Origin of the sequence: Peristeroidobacter soli (assembly GCF_004138485.1) — a bacterium.
GTDB lineage: Bacteria > Pseudomonadota > Gammaproteobacteria > Steroidobacterales > Steroidobacteraceae > Steroidobacter > Steroidobacter soli.
Genome location: NZ_RYEV01000012.1, coordinates 99669 through 112246, shown reverse-complemented (window position 1 = coordinate 112246; position 12578 = coordinate 99669). Strand labels below are relative to the sequence as shown.

The 12578-nt window shown below is 62.3% G+C and carries 14 protein-coding genes; 4 read left to right on the top strand and 10 right to left on the bottom strand.

Annotation, left to right across the window (positions count from 1 at the left end; translation table 11 throughout):
* Positions 1–125 precede the first annotated feature (125 nt).
* A complete protein-coding gene (locus EKO19_RS37685; RefSeq protein WP_157995636.1) occupies positions 126–746 on the bottom strand; it encodes a nucleotidyltransferase family protein in 621 nt (206 codons plus the stop codon).
* A 101-nt stretch (positions 747–847) separates the two neighbouring features.
* Between EKO19_RS37685 and def the strand changes: the two genes are divergently transcribed.
* Genes def through EKO19_RS37665 form a run of 4 tightly spaced genes read left to right on the top strand, consistent with a single transcriptional unit; the run spans position 848 to position 3767 of the window.
* A complete protein-coding gene (def, locus tag EKO19_RS37680) occupies positions 848–1381 on the top strand; it encodes a peptide deformylase (RefSeq protein WP_129782602.1) in 534 nt (177 codons plus the stop codon).
* Positions 1382–1417: 36 nt separating this feature from the next.
* Complete coding sequence (locus tag EKO19_RS37675; protein ID WP_129782601.1) at positions 1418–2896, top strand: NAD-dependent succinate-semialdehyde dehydrogenase; 1479 nt, start codon at positions 1418–1420, stop codon at positions 2894–2896.
* A complete protein-coding gene (locus EKO19_RS37670; RefSeq protein ID WP_129782600.1) occupies positions 2896–3339 on the top strand; it encodes an OsmC family protein in 444 nt (147 codons plus the stop codon). Before EKO19_RS37675 ends, EKO19_RS37670 begins: the two co-directional genes overlap by 1 nt.
* Positions 3336–3767: an OsmC family protein gene (locus EKO19_RS37665; protein WP_129782599.1), complete on the top strand. Its 432-nt coding sequence runs from the start codon at positions 3336–3338 to the stop codon at positions 3765–3767. The genes EKO19_RS37670 and EKO19_RS37665 overlap by 4 nt, the downstream gene beginning before the upstream one ends.
* 10 nt (positions 3768–3777) lie before the next feature.
* Here the strand turns inward: EKO19_RS37665 and EKO19_RS37660 are convergent, their stop codons facing one another.
* From EKO19_RS37660 to EKO19_RS37620, 9 genes are all read right to left on the bottom strand, one after another.
* Complete coding sequence (locus tag EKO19_RS37660) at positions 3778–4179, bottom strand: DUF4351 domain-containing protein (protein ID WP_129782598.1); 402 nt, start codon at positions 4177–4179, stop codon at positions 3778–3780.
* Positions 4179–5081, bottom strand: coding sequence for a DUF4351 domain-containing protein (locus tag EKO19_RS37655; protein WP_129782597.1), 903 nt, complete (start codon positions 5079–5081; stop codon positions 4179–4181). Before EKO19_RS37655 ends, EKO19_RS37660 begins: the two co-directional genes overlap by 1 nt.
* A 62-nt stretch (positions 5082–5143) precedes the next feature.
* The gene (locus tag EKO19_RS37650; RefSeq protein WP_129782596.1) at positions 5144–6331 is read right to left on the bottom strand and encodes a multidrug effflux MFS transporter; all 1188 of its coding nucleotides are present in this window, start codon (positions 6329–6331) and stop codon (positions 5144–5146) included.
* Positions 6328–7173, bottom strand: a complete 846-nt coding sequence (gene fghA / locus EKO19_RS37645) for an S-formylglutathione hydrolase (RefSeq protein ID WP_129782595.1) — start codon at positions 7171–7173, stop codon at positions 6328–6330. The genes EKO19_RS37650 and fghA overlap by 4 nt, the downstream gene beginning before the upstream one ends.
* Positions 7174–7204: 31 nt before the next feature.
* Positions 7205–8314 (bottom strand): S-(hydroxymethyl)glutathione dehydrogenase/class III alcohol dehydrogenase, encoded by a 1110-nt coding sequence (locus EKO19_RS37640; RefSeq protein WP_129782594.1) that lies wholly within the window; start codon positions 8312–8314, stop codon positions 7205–7207.
* 67 nt (positions 8315–8381) lie between these two features.
* A complete protein-coding gene (locus tag EKO19_RS37635; RefSeq protein WP_129782593.1) occupies positions 8382–9176 on the bottom strand; it encodes a phosphatase PAP2 family protein in 795 nt (264 codons plus the stop codon).
* 17 nt (positions 9177–9193) lie between these two features.
* Positions 9194–10405 (bottom strand): ABC transporter permease, encoded by a 1212-nt coding sequence (locus EKO19_RS37630; RefSeq protein WP_129782592.1) that lies wholly within the window; start codon positions 10403–10405, stop codon positions 9194–9196.
* The gene (locus EKO19_RS37625; protein ID WP_129782591.1) at positions 10405–11121 is read right to left on the bottom strand and encodes an ABC transporter ATP-binding protein; all 717 of its coding nucleotides are present in this window, start codon (positions 11119–11121) and stop codon (positions 10405–10407) included. The genes EKO19_RS37630 and EKO19_RS37625 overlap by 1 nt, the downstream gene beginning before the upstream one ends.
* 5 nt (positions 11122–11126) lie before the next feature.
* The gene (locus EKO19_RS37620; RefSeq protein ID WP_129782590.1) at positions 11127–12560 is read right to left on the bottom strand and encodes an efflux RND transporter periplasmic adaptor subunit; all 1434 of its coding nucleotides are present in this window, start codon (positions 12558–12560) and stop codon (positions 11127–11129) included.
* Between the last annotated feature and the right edge of the window lie 18 nt (positions 12561–12578).

The window sequence follows — 12578 nt, the reverse complement described above, 5'->3', positions numbered from 1 at the left end:
CGACGACAGTCGCAGGAGTAACGACCGAGCGGCGGCCGATGTTTCAGCGCTTGCGCTTGGCTCGCAGCCAGATGACGGCAATCACGAACGCGATGAGCAGCAGGATGATGACGACGCGCAAGCGTTTAGTTCTCGGGGTTGTAGGTCGATTCCGTCCGCTGAAAACGTTCGTTCAGCGCGGCAAGGTCTTCCGGCGTGTCCAGATCGATGGCCGCGTTCGCCATGGGCACGCGGACCAGACGGTAATTGTTACGTTCGAGCACCCTGCGCGCGCCTTGATCGCCGCGCAGCTCGGCGAGCTCGCTGAAACTCAAGCGTGGAAAGATTGCGGGCACACCGACGCGCTGCTCGTAGACGCTGGCGGCGATCATGCTCTCCTCACCTTTCCAGGCGCTCACCAGACGCTTCAGATCGTCGGCGGTCACGGCCACTTGATCGCCGAGTAGCACCATCACTGCCTGGCATCCGGGCGGTAGCGAAGCGACGCCGAAGCGCAGCGAGGATGCCATGCCCTCTTCCCATTGACGATTCACGATGACCGAGGCGGGCGAGTGGGCCAACAAGTGCGTCAACTCGCGCGCGTGCGCTCCGACCACGACGGTAACCGCATGACCCGCGACCGCCACCGCGTTCGACACCACAATATGTAGCGCCGGCCGGCCGGCCAGCTTCACCAGTTGCTTGGGCTGCCCCAGACGCCGCGAGGCGCCGGCGGCCAGGACCAGAACATGAGGTGGCGACGACATAGAGACAGTTGGATGACAGACGTTCGAGGTCAAGTTCTTGGGTTTGGCTGGGGCGATACTATACTGGTATCTCATCAGCTCTCTTCACGACGATTATCGACATGTCGGTCCGGCCGGTCTTGAGAATGGGCGATCCGGTGCTCCTGCAGGTGGCCAAGCCCGTGGAGCGCTTCGATACGCCCGAGCTGCACGCCCTGCTGCAGGATATGAAGGACACCATGGCCGCGCTGAACGGCGCCGGCATCGCGGCCCCACAGATCGGCACGTCTCTCCAAGTCGTGATCTTTGGCGTGGGCAAGAATCCCCGCTATCCGCAGGCCGAAGAAGTGCCGTACACCGAGCTGATCAACCCGGTGCTGGAGCCGCAGACCGAGACGATGGAAGAAGGCTGGGAAGGTTGTCTGTCGGTACCGGGCATGCGCGGCCTGGTGCCGCGCTATACCAAGCTGCGCTACCGCGGCTTCGACCCCAAGGGCCAGCCCATCGATCGCACGGTGGAAGGCTTTCACGCGCGCGTCGTGCAACACGAAGTCGACCATCTGCACGGCATCCTCTATCCCATGCGCATCCGCGACCTGCGCAGTTTTGGTTTCAACGAAGCTTTGTTTCCTGGTCAGCAGCTGGTCGACGACTGATCGATCGACGCTGACTTCTTATCCTCGGAGCATTTCATGGCCGCCGCCCCCCAGAGCACGCTTTCTCTTCGCGACCCCAGTCTGTTTCGCCAGCAAGCCTTCGTCGGTGGGCGCTGGGTGGATGCAGCCAGCGGCGAAGTGAAGCAAGTCCTCAACCCCGCCAATGGGCAACTCATCGGCACCGTACCGAATTGCGGCGTCAAGGAAGCGCGCGAAGCCATCGAAGCCGCCGATAAAGCGCTGGCCGATTGGCGCTCGCGGACCGCGAAGGCGCGCGCGCAGCTGATGCGGAAATGGTTCGATCTGATCATGGCGAATCAGGAAGATCTCGCCGTGCTCATGACCGTCGAGCAGGGCAAGCCGCTGGTGGAAAGCCGCGGCGAGATCGCCTATGCCGCCTCCTTCATCGAATGGTTCGCGGAAGAAGCCAAGCGCGTTTACGGTGATGTGATTCCGAGTCACGGCCAGGACAAGCGCATCGTCGTGCTGAAGCAGCCCATCGGTGTCTGTGCCGCGATCACGCCTTGGAACTTCCCGACCGCGATGATCACGCGCAAGGTTGCCCCAGCGCTCGCCGCTGGTTGCACGATGGTCATCAAACCTTCCGAGCTGACGCCGTACTCGGCGCTCGCTTTGTGCGTGCTCGCCGAGAAGGCGGGCTTGCCTCCCGGCATCATCTCCGTCGTGCCGGGCGATCCGAAGCCCATCGGCGGCGAGTTCACGAGCAATCCTCTCGTGCGCAAGCTGACTTTCACGGGCTCCACGCCGGTCGGCAAGCTGCTGATGTCTCAGTGCGCGGGCACGGTGAAGAAGGTGTCGTTGGAGCTGGGCGGCAACGCGCCGTTCATCGTGTTCGACGACGCCGACCTGGAGCCGGCGGTCAACGGCGCGATCGCATCGAAGTATCGCAATGCCGGTCAGACCTGCGTCTGCGCCAATCGCATCTACGTTCAGAGCGGCATCTATGACCGCTTCGCCGCGCGCCTCGCGGAGAAGGTGTCGGCGATGAAGGTGGGCAACGGCTTGGATCAGGGCACGATCATCGGCCCGCTGATCGAAGAGAAGGCCGTCGCCAAAGTCGAGGAGCACGTGCGCGATGCTGTGAGCAAGGGCGCGAAGGTGCTGGTCGGCGGCAAGCGCGTCGAAGGTGGCGGTCACTTCTACGTGCCGACGGTGCTGACCGGCGTGAAGGCCGACATGCTCGCCATGCGCGAGGAAACATTCGGCCCGGTGGCGCCGCTGATGAAGTTCGACACTGAAGAGGAAGTCATCCGGCTGGCCAACTCCACTGAGTTCGGCCTGGCTTCTTATTTCTACTCTCGTGACATCGCCCGTGTGTGGCGCGTGGCCGAGGCGCTGGAGAGCGGCATCGTCGGCATCAATGAAGGCATCATTTCCACCGAAGTCGCGCCGTTCGGCGGCGTGAAGGAAAGCGGCATCGGCCGGGAAGGCTCGAAGTACGGCATCGAGGATTATCTCGAGATCAAGTACCTGTGCATCGGCGGGATCGGCTGATGAAAGCACGGATCAAATGGGTTCAAGATGTGATGTTCGTCGGCGAGTCCGGCTCGGGACATTCCGTCGTCATGGATGGCGCACCCGACGCCGGCGGCCGGAATCTCGGCGTGCGCCCCATGGAGATGCTGCTGCTCGGCCTGGGCGGCTGCTCCGCTTTCGACGTCATGCTGATCTTGAAGCGCGGCCGTGAGGCGGTGACCGATTGCGTCGTCGACATCGAAGCCGAGCGCGCCACCACCGATCCGAAAGTGTTCACCAAAATCCAGATGCACTACACCGTGACTGGCCACGCGCTCGACAGCAAGAAGGTCGAGCGCGCGGTGGCGCTGTCGGCCGAGAAATACTGCTCGGCCAGCGCCATCATCGCCAAGACGGCCGAGATAACGCACACCATCACACTCGTCGAGTCTCAACCCACTTCCACAGGAGCAACGGAATGAAACGCACAGCTTCCGCCGTCTGGAAAGGCGGCCTGAAAGACGGCAAGGGTTCGATCTCCACCGAAAGCGGCGTGCTCAGCGACACTCAATATTCCTTTGCCACTCGCTTCGAGGAAGGCAAGGGGACCAACCCGGAAGAGTTGATCGCCGCGGCTCATGCTGGATGTTTCAGCATGGCCCTGTCCGCTCAGCTCGGCACTGAAAACAAAACCGCCGAGAAGATCGAGACCGAGGCGGCGGTTACTTTGCTGAAAACCGACGCGGGCTTCACCATCACCGCCGTCCACCTGAAAGTTCGCGCCAAAGTCCCTGGCGCCACGCCGCCCGATTTCCAGAAAGCCGCCGAAGCCGCGAAAGCCGGCTGCCCGATCTCTCGCCTGCTCAAGGCGGAGATTACGATGGAGACGAAGCTGGAAGGCTGGACTTGAGCCGCTGGCGTTAGCTCGTCGGGGCTAACGCTGCTTCCAAGCTCACGGCAGTCAGTAACCTCTCACCCATTAGATTCAGCTCCTCGATGGAGCTGGACGCGACTTTCGTCATGGCCTCCGCACTCAGCGGACCGAAACGCCTCGCCAACTGCTGCGCAATGGTCACCACGTATCCCTCCATGTATCCCTGCATGTATCCCTCCGCCACATAGAGGCTGGCGAAATAATTCCGATATTTATCTTTGAATGAGGGCATCTCCTGCAGCGCCGCGAGATTCGACTCACTCAATGAGCTCAGAATCAGATCGCAGTACACCTTGGCTCGATCAGCATCGAACCCCATGATGGCGCCCAGCGCGGCCGAGGCAATCCTTGCACCCGTTGGAAACTCCGACTCATCGACATGCGTCATTAGTTTTTCGGGTCCAGCGCTTCTTCCAAGCTCGCGGCGGTCAGCAAGCGATCAGCAACCGCATCCAGTTCCTCGATGGACTTGGACGCGATATACGCCTTCGCCTCATCGCTCAATGAACCAAATCGCGCTGTCAGCTGACGCGTGAGGATGGCGACTCGGCCCTCCGCCCGACCTTCCGCCCGACCTTCCACTCGACCTTCCGCTCGACCCTGGGCGACGTAACCTTTGACGAAGTCACTTTGATATTCGTATTTGAATGGACGCATGGTCTCCAACAGCACCTCGCGGGCCGCCTCGCTAAGTGAATTCAGGATCAAATCAAAATACAGCTGGGCCCGGTCTTCGTCGAGCCTCATGCTGGCCCCCTGTGCAACAGCGGCAATCTGCGCCGCCAACTTCGCATCGGGGTCATGTCCGTGCGCTAACGCCGACAAGATGGAAAGGTCTGGATTTTTTGCTGCATCAGCGCTGTCGACAATCTTGGGCACCGCATGCGAATCGAGCACACGGGGAGCAAAGAGATTCTTGCAGCCGAGCGAGACAGGCTTTGCCGCCCACTCAGCCACCGCCGAGTCCGGACAAACGACCAGCAAACAAACCGGGCAACGCCGGCGGGCGCGCAAGTTGGCAACGTACGCCGGCCAGGCAAAACGTTTCCTATCGTCACGGGACAGTTGCACTTCGACGATGATGCTGAACTGAGATGCCTCGTTGGATAGCGACAGAACCAGATCCGCGCGGTACTCCGTGGGCTGCACCTCGGTCAAATCTGCGGAGCCGACTTCCACATCAGTGTAGGGAGGCAGGGGCACGTCCAACACTTCTCGCATCAGCTGCGGCGCAAGCTGCGGGCGACTGCGAAAGAGATCAACCAAGACTTCGTGTTGTTGTGATGGCATGGGCGAACCTTAGGACGAAGTTCGCTCAGGCCGTGACCTGAACTTTGCGGCTAAGAAACGAATTAACCCGGCTTCGTCAGGGTTTGCCTGATCCACAGATAACACAGCAGCGCCAGCGAAGCGCCGCTAGCCATGATGGCGGCGAGGGTGTGGACGGTGCCGTCGTTAAAGATGGCGACGGCGACGCCGGCGCAGGTCGTCAACGCGGACTGGGTGGCGCCCATCAGTGCGGAGGCGGTGCCGGCGGCGCGGCCGTGAGGGGCGAGAGCGAGGGCGGAGACGTTGGGGCTGACGCGGCCGACGGAGAGGAAGAAGAGCAGCTGCAAGCCCACCACCACGTAGAGCGGCAAGGCAAACAACAGGCTCAACGTAAACAGAGCGAGCCCGAGCAGCGGCGAAGCCCAGATATACCGGCCGAGCACTTCACGAGGCGTCATCGTCCGCAGCGCACGCATGTTCAGGATGCTGGCCGACATGAACGCCAGGCCGTTCAAGCCGATCAGCGCGCCGAACTGCTGGGCGGACAATCCATAGTTCTGGATGATGACCTTGGGCGCGCCAGTCACATAACAGAACATCGACCCCATCGAGAACCCGAGCAGCAAAGAAAACGCCATGAACTGGCGATCGCAACTCAAACGCGCATAGTTGCGAAGAACATCGGCGAAGCTCACGCCGGCAGCACGAGTCACATTGGACTCCGTGAGCACACGATGCATGGTGACCATCAGCGTCAACCCCAGCACCGCCTGCACAACAAATGTCGCGCGCCAGCCGAAGTAAGTAACGACGACACCACCCACCGCCGGTGCGAGCACCGGCCCGAGTGCAACGATCATGGTGAGCGTGGTAAAGGCACGAGCCGCCTCATGCGGCTCACAGCGATCGCGAACGACCGCTCGACCAATCACCAGCCCCGCGCAGCAGCCAAGCGCCTGCACGACACGCATCACCGTCAGCATGGTCATGTTGACGGCCAGCGCACAGCCCAGCGCACCGATCATGTAGACGGCGAACCCGACGTACAGCGGCGGCTTGCGGCCGAAGCGGTCGCTGATCGGTCCATAGAACAGTTGGCCGACCGCCAGACCGATGATGAACGCCGCCATGGTGATTTCGACACCGCGCGTGCCGAACTCCTGCTCGATCGCAGGAAAGCCAGGCAAATACATATCGATCGAGACCGGCCCGACGGCGGTCATCGCAGCGATCAGAATCAGCCAGACGGGTAATCGACGCGATCGACTCACGAAGGAATCAGTAGCCTCGCGTGATGTCGCAGATGATCTTCCATGAACGTGGAGATGAAGTAATAACCGTGGTCGTAGCCCGGCCGCAAGGTATAGCGCAGCTCGCTGCCCGACTCACGCGCGGCGGCGGCGAAGAGCTCCGGCTTCAGCTGCTCGACCAGGAATTTATCGCTGTCGCCCTGATCGATCAGGATGGGCCGCGGATAACGCTGCGCGCGAATCAGCTCGCTGGCGTCATATTGCTTCCACTGCTCGCGGTCCTCGCCCAAATAGCCGCCGAACGCCTTGAGCCCCCACGGACATTGCATCGGCGCCGAGATCGGCGCGAACGCCGACACGGACAGATACTGCTCACGGTTACGCAGCGCGCACACGAGCGCGCCATGCCCACCCATCGAGTGACCGAAAATTCCCTGGCGATCCGCAAGCCCCGAGCCGAGCGACTGCACGATCTGCGGCAGCTCCTGGGTCACGTAGCTGTACATGCGATAGTTCTGCGACCAGGGCTCTTGCGTCGAATCGACATAGAACCCGGCGCCCAGCCCGAAATCCCAATTCGCATCATCGCCCGGCTGCCGCGCCTTGCGCGGGCTGGTGTCCGGCGCCACCAACACCAATCCCAGCTCGGCGGCCAGACGCTGTGCGCCGCCCTTCACCATGAATGTTTCTTCGGTGCAGGTGAGGCCGGCGAGGTAATACAGCACCGGCACTTTGACTTTCTTCACTTGCGGCGGCAGGTACACGGAAAAGCGCATTTCCGTGCGACACTCGCGCGACTCGTGCGAATAGAAACGCATCGAGCCACCGAAACAGGCGTGCTCCGAAACCAGATTGAGCGTCATGACCGGTGCCCTCCAAAGCTGAGAGGTTGAATCAGTAAACCACCACGGAGCGGATCGACTCGCCCGAGTGCATCAGGTCGAAGGCTTTGTTGATGTCGTCGAGCGGCATCTGGTGGGTGATCAGTTCGTCGATCTTGATCTTGCCATCCATGTACCAGTCGACGATCTTTGGCACGTCGGTGCGGCCGCGCGCGCCACCGAAAGCCGTGCCCTTCCACACGCGGCCCGTCACCAGCTGGAACGGCCGCGTCTTGATCTCCTGACCGGCGCCGGCGACGCCGATGATGATCGATTCACCCCAACCGCGATGACAGCACTCGAGCGCCTGACGCATCAGGTCGACGTTGCCGACGCACTCGAAACTGTAGTCGGCGCCGCCATCGGTCAACGCCACCAGATACGGCACCAGCTCGCCCTGCACTTCCTTCGGGTTGACGAAGTGAGTCATGCCGAACTCCTCGGCGAGCGCCTTGCGAGCGGGATTGATGTCCACGCCCACGATCTTGTTGGCGCCGGCGAGGCGCGCGCCCTGAATCACATTCAAGCCGATGCCGCCCAGACCGAACACCACGACGTTGTCGCCGGGCCGGACTTTGGCCGTGTTGATGACGGCACCGATGCCCGTCGTCACACCGCAGCCGATGTAGCAAACCTTATCGAACGGCGCGTCCTCGCGGATCTTCGCCAGCGCGATCTCCGGCATCACGGTGAAGTTGGAGAACGTGGAACAGCCCATGTAGTGATGGACCATGTCCTTGCCGATGGAAAAGCGGCTGGTTCCATCCGGCATCACGCCCTTGCCCTGGGTGGCGCGGATCGCCGTGCATAAGTTGGTCTTTTGGGACAGGCACGACTTACATTGCCGACATTCCGGCGTGTACAGCGGAATGACATGATCGCCCTTCTTCAACGTGGTCACGCCGCGACCGACGTCGACCACCACACCGGCGCCTTCGTGACCGAAGATGGCCGGGAACAGGCCTTCCGGATCGGCGCCCGAGCGGGTGAATTCGTCGGTATGACAGACGCCCGACGCTTTGATCTCCACCAGCACTTCACCATCGCGCGGCCCGTCCAGGTCCAGGGTCATGACTTCGAGGGGCTTGCCAGCGGCAAGGGCGACGGCGGCACGGGTTTTCATGGCGGTGCTGGTGTTATTGATTGGGGGCCTGGGATTGTCCTCCTTCGGGCGAAGTCGCGCCACCCGCCTAGAAGCGCACGTGCCACCCGATGACCGCGCCGTGGTCGACGACCTGCACCGTCAGTGCCGGCTGCGACGGCGACAACCCCATGAAGGTATCGTTGACGAAGGACGCGATGAAATTGCCGAGCGCCATGCTGAAGAGCGTGTCCGACGGATAGTGCCAGCCAGCTTCGATGCGGGCCCACGAGGTGCCGATCGTGAGCGCATGCAAGCCAACGTCGAGCGCGGTTCGCGTGCCGTCCGACATGTCTATCGATTCCAGCTGGCGCGAAGCCAGTCGGGTATGCACCGCGGACGATGAGGTGTGGCCGGAAGGAAAGCTCTTGTCATCGGCACCGTTCGGTCGCTCGCGACCGGCGGCGTCCTTCATGAAATTGGTGATCTGGCCCGTCGCACTCACCGCGGCCACGTTCACCAATGTTCCTTTGAGTTTGTTGAGCAGCCACTCGCCGGGCTCATCGCCGCTGGGAGTCGCCAGGATAGTGATGTAGTTGGCGATGCTGGACGCGGAGCGCAGGTCGTCGCTCCACTGTTCGGCGCTGTGTTGTGAGCCGAAGACCGGGGTGTGATCGCGAGCCCAATCGGAGGTGCGCCGATCGAAGTCGTCGATCTGAAATGCCGCCGCACCGAGCAACGGCCCCCAGGTCCAGGGGTCCTTCGCGGCATTCACAGCGGATTCGCGCACGCGTTCCCAGCCAGGCGCCACCGTCGCCTGTTCACCCCAACCCTTGCCGTCCGGCAACGTGGCACATCCGGACAGCAACAACGCGCACAAGACGATCGCGGAGCGTGATGGCACAGACCCTCACATTCCTGCTACTCGTGCCGCAACGCCTCGATGGGGTCGAGCTGCGCGGCGCGCCGTGCAGGGAAATAGCCGAAGATGATGCCGACCGCCGCCGAGAACGCGAAGGACAGCATGACGATGCCCACGTTCAAAACAAACGGCACATGAAACGCGTGAGTCGCAAGCGCGCCGGCCGACAGGCCCAACGCGATACCAATGATGCCGCCGAACGCCGCTAGCGTGACCGCTTCGATCAGGAATTGAAGTAGTACATCTCGCGCCATGGCGCCGACCGCCAGACGCGTGCCGATCTCGCGCGTTCGTTCGGTCACGGACACGAGCATGATATTCATGATGCCGACGCCGCCGACCAGCAAACTCACCGCGGCGACGGCCGCGAGCAGACTGGTGAGCACGCGCGTCGTCTGGGTCATCGCACTACTGATCTCCTTGAGATCACGCACGTTGAAATCGGGATCGGCGCCGGGACGGACCTTGCGTCGCTCGCGCAATAACGATTCCAGATCGGCTTGTACTTTTTCAGTCGACACACCGTCGCGCGCCGATACCATGATGGAATTGACGTCGGCGTTGCCCACGATGCGTCGTTGCACGGTTCGCAGCGGCAGGACCACCAGATCGTCCTGATCCTGACCGAAGCCGGATTGACCCTTCGAGGTCAGCGTGCCGATGACCTGACAGGACAGCTTGCCCAGACGAACGTTGGCACCCAGCGGATCTTCCGAGCCGAACAGCTCGCGTTGAACGGTGGCGCCGAGAATGCAGACCGCAGCGCCGGCACGCAGCTCCGACTCGGAAAAATTGCGTCCGCTCGCGAGTGGCCAGTCACGCACCGAGATGTATTGATCGTCGGTGCCTTGCACCTGAGTCGACCAATTGGAATTTCCATAGATGGCCTGCGTCCCCGTGCCGATGGTCGGCGCCACAGCACGCACGCCGGCGACCTCGTTCTTGATCGCGTTGACGTCTTCCATCGAGAACGGCGGTGCCGACGAGCGTGCGCCACCGCCACCGCCGAAGCCCTGGCCGCGAAATACCTGGAGCAGATTCGAGCCGAGCTTCTGAATGTCCTGCTGCACCTGGGCGGTCGCGCCTTCACCGATGGTGACCATGGTGATGACGGCGCCGACGCCGATGACGATGCCGAGAATGGTCAGCGTCGAGCGCAGTACGTTGCGGCGGATCTCGCGCAAGGCGAGGATGATGGCATTGCCGAACATTACAGTTCCCGCACCGGCTCGTTGATCTGATCGCTTTCGATGTAACCGTCGCGGAAACGCACGATGCGACGGGTCCAGCCGGCGATGTCGGGCTCGTGCGTGACCATTGCGATCGTGATGCCACGCTGCTCGTTCAAGCTGGTCAGCAGCTTCATGATTTCGACGCTGGTGGCCGTATCCAGATTGCCGGTCGGCTCGTCGGCGAACAGCACTTGCGGCTGAGTCACGATGGCACGCGCAATCGCGACGCGTTGCTGCTGACCACCGGACAGCTGACTCGGCACATGAGTTTCACGTCCACCGAGCCCGACTTCCTGCAACGCTTTGCGCGCCAGGGCACGACGCTGTTCTTTGGGAACATGTCGATACACCAGCGGCAACTCGACGTTCTCCAACGCGGTCGTGCGACTCAGCAGGTTGAAGCCCTGGAACACGAAGCCGAGATAATTCCGACGCAGCAGCGCGCGTTGATCGGGGCTCATGTTGCCGACCGGCACGCCGAGGAACTTATAAGTTCCACCGGTCGGCGTGTCGAGGCAACCGAGCACGTTCATGCACGTCGACTTGCCCGAGCCGCTGGGGCCCATCACCGCGATGAACTCACCCGCGTTGATGCGCAAATCGATACCACGCAGCGCGCGCACCTCGCCTGCGCCGTGACCGTAGATCTTGGTCACTTGCGACAGATCGATGATGGGCGTGGGTGCCGAAGGCATCCCGGTCACGGTGCCGACGCTCCGGAGGAATCGGTGATGACCTTGGTGCCAGGCTCGAGCTTGCGCTCGAACGCTTTGCGCATTTCTTCCGGATCCACGCCGGGAGGCACGTTGCCGTTACCACCCGCGGGACGGTTGCCTTCCGCATTGGGCGGACGCTCGAACGGCAGCACTTGAGTCATGCGACCGTCGGTCGCGCCCGCGCGAAACATCACCAACGCCGGCTTGCCATTCTCCATGATGTAAGCGCGACCCAAGCGGCGACCCGTGCCCTTCTGTTGTTGGCGAGGACCGCCGAATCGCATTCTCGGCATGATCGCCGACAGCGGACCGCCGCCCGCTTGCGGGCCGGACGGAGCTGCCGCTTCTGGCGAGAAACGCAGCGCTGCGTTCGGCACCAACACGGCGTCTTCGATGTTCGTCGTGACGATTTCGGCCGTGGCGGTCATGCCCGGACGCAGCAGCAGCTCCGGATTGTCGACCTCGAGCACGGTCTCGTAAGTCACCACACCGGTGGACGTCGCGCTCGCCTGGCTGGAGCTGCTGGAAGAAGAACTCGCCTTGGTGTTGCTGGACGCGAAGTGAACCTGCGTGATGCGCGCCGAGAAACGACGGTTCGGATAGGCATCGACCGTGAACGACGCTTCCTGCCCGACCTGGACCGAACCCACGTCGGCCTCGTCCACCGACACATGCAACTCCATCTTCTTCAGATCTTCCGCCATGATGAACAGCACCGGCGCCTGCAACGACGCGGCGACCGTCTGACCCGGCTCGACCGAGCGAACCAGGATCACGCCATTGATAGGAGAGCGCAGCTCGGTCTTGCCCAGATCGGTGCGCACCGTTTCCAGACTCGCGCGCGATTGAGCGACCGCCGCCTTCGCCGCCGCCAGCTCACCATCCGCACGCGCGACCGCGGCTTCCGCCACATCCATATCCTGTTGCGAAGGCAGCTTGTTGCCGCTCAACTCGCGCACCTTCTCCAAACGCGCGTAATTCGCTCGGGCTTCCTTGGCGCTCGCATCCGCTTGCAACACACGCGCTTCCGCCGACGCGAGCGAGCTTTCCTGTTGCAATACCTGTGCTTTCAAGCGCGTGGTGTCGAGGGCCGCGAGCACCTGGCCGGCTTTGACCTCGGCATTCACATCGACATTCACTTTCGAGACCGTGCCGGACAGCTCACTGCCGATCTCGACCTGATTTCTCGGTTCCAGATTGCCGGTGGCCGTGACCGTGACGGTCAGGTCGCCTTTGACCACGTCCTGGGTCGTGTACGTGACCGCCTTGCTGTCGCCGCGACCGAAAAAGTAATAACCGGCCGCGAGGATCGCGATGACGATCGCCGCCCACTTGAGGTAGCGCTGCCACGGCGAGCCTTGGAGCCCTTCTCTCAGAGTGCGCGAGAGATCGGTGGAGTTGGTGGTTTCAGTATCCATGCGGACCCTTGAGATGGC

Excerpts from the sequence above, each read along its gene's own strand:
- EKO19_RS37685 (WP_157995636.1), bottom strand. The coding sequence starts at position 746 with ATGTCGTCGCCACCTCATGTTCTGGTCCTGGCCGCCGGCGCCTCGCGG.
- def (WP_129782602.1), top strand. The coding sequence starts at position 848 with ATGTCGGTCCGGCCGGTCTTGAGAATGGGCGATCCGGTGCTCCTGCAG.
- EKO19_RS37675 (WP_129782601.1), top strand. The coding sequence starts at position 1,418 with ATGGCCGCCGCCCCCCAGAGCACGCTTTCTCTTCGCGACCCCAGTCTG.
- EKO19_RS37670 (WP_129782600.1), top strand. The coding sequence starts at position 2,896 with ATGAAAGCACGGATCAAATGGGTTCAAGATGTGATGTTCGTCGGCGAG.
- EKO19_RS37665 (WP_129782599.1), top strand. The coding sequence starts at position 3,336 with ATGAAACGCACAGCTTCCGCCGTCTGGAAAGGCGGCCTGAAAGACGGC.
- EKO19_RS37660 (WP_129782598.1), bottom strand. The coding sequence starts at position 4,179 with ATGACGCATGTCGATGAGTCGGAGTTTCCAACGGGTGCAAGGATTGCC.
- EKO19_RS37655 (WP_129782597.1), bottom strand. The coding sequence starts at position 5,081 with ATGCCATCACAACAACACGAAGTCTTGGTTGATCTCTTTCGCAGTCGC.
- fghA (WP_129782595.1), bottom strand. The coding sequence starts at position 7,173 with ATGACGCTCAATCTGGTTTCGGAGCACGCCTGTTTCGGTGGCTCGATG.
- EKO19_RS37640 (WP_129782594.1), bottom strand. The coding sequence starts at position 8,314 with ATGAAAACCCGTGCCGCCGTCGCCCTTGCCGCTGGCAAGCCCCTCGAA.
- EKO19_RS37630 (WP_129782592.1), bottom strand. The coding sequence starts at position 10,405 with ATGTTCGGCAATGCCATCATCCTCGCCTTGCGCGAGATCCGCCGCAAC.
- EKO19_RS37625 (WP_129782591.1), bottom strand. The coding sequence starts at position 11,121 with ATGCCTTCGGCACCCACGCCCATCATCGATCTGTCGCAAGTGACCAAG.
- EKO19_RS37620 (WP_129782590.1), bottom strand. The coding sequence starts at position 12,560 with ATGGATACTGAAACCACCAACTCCACCGATCTCTCGCGCACTCTGAGA.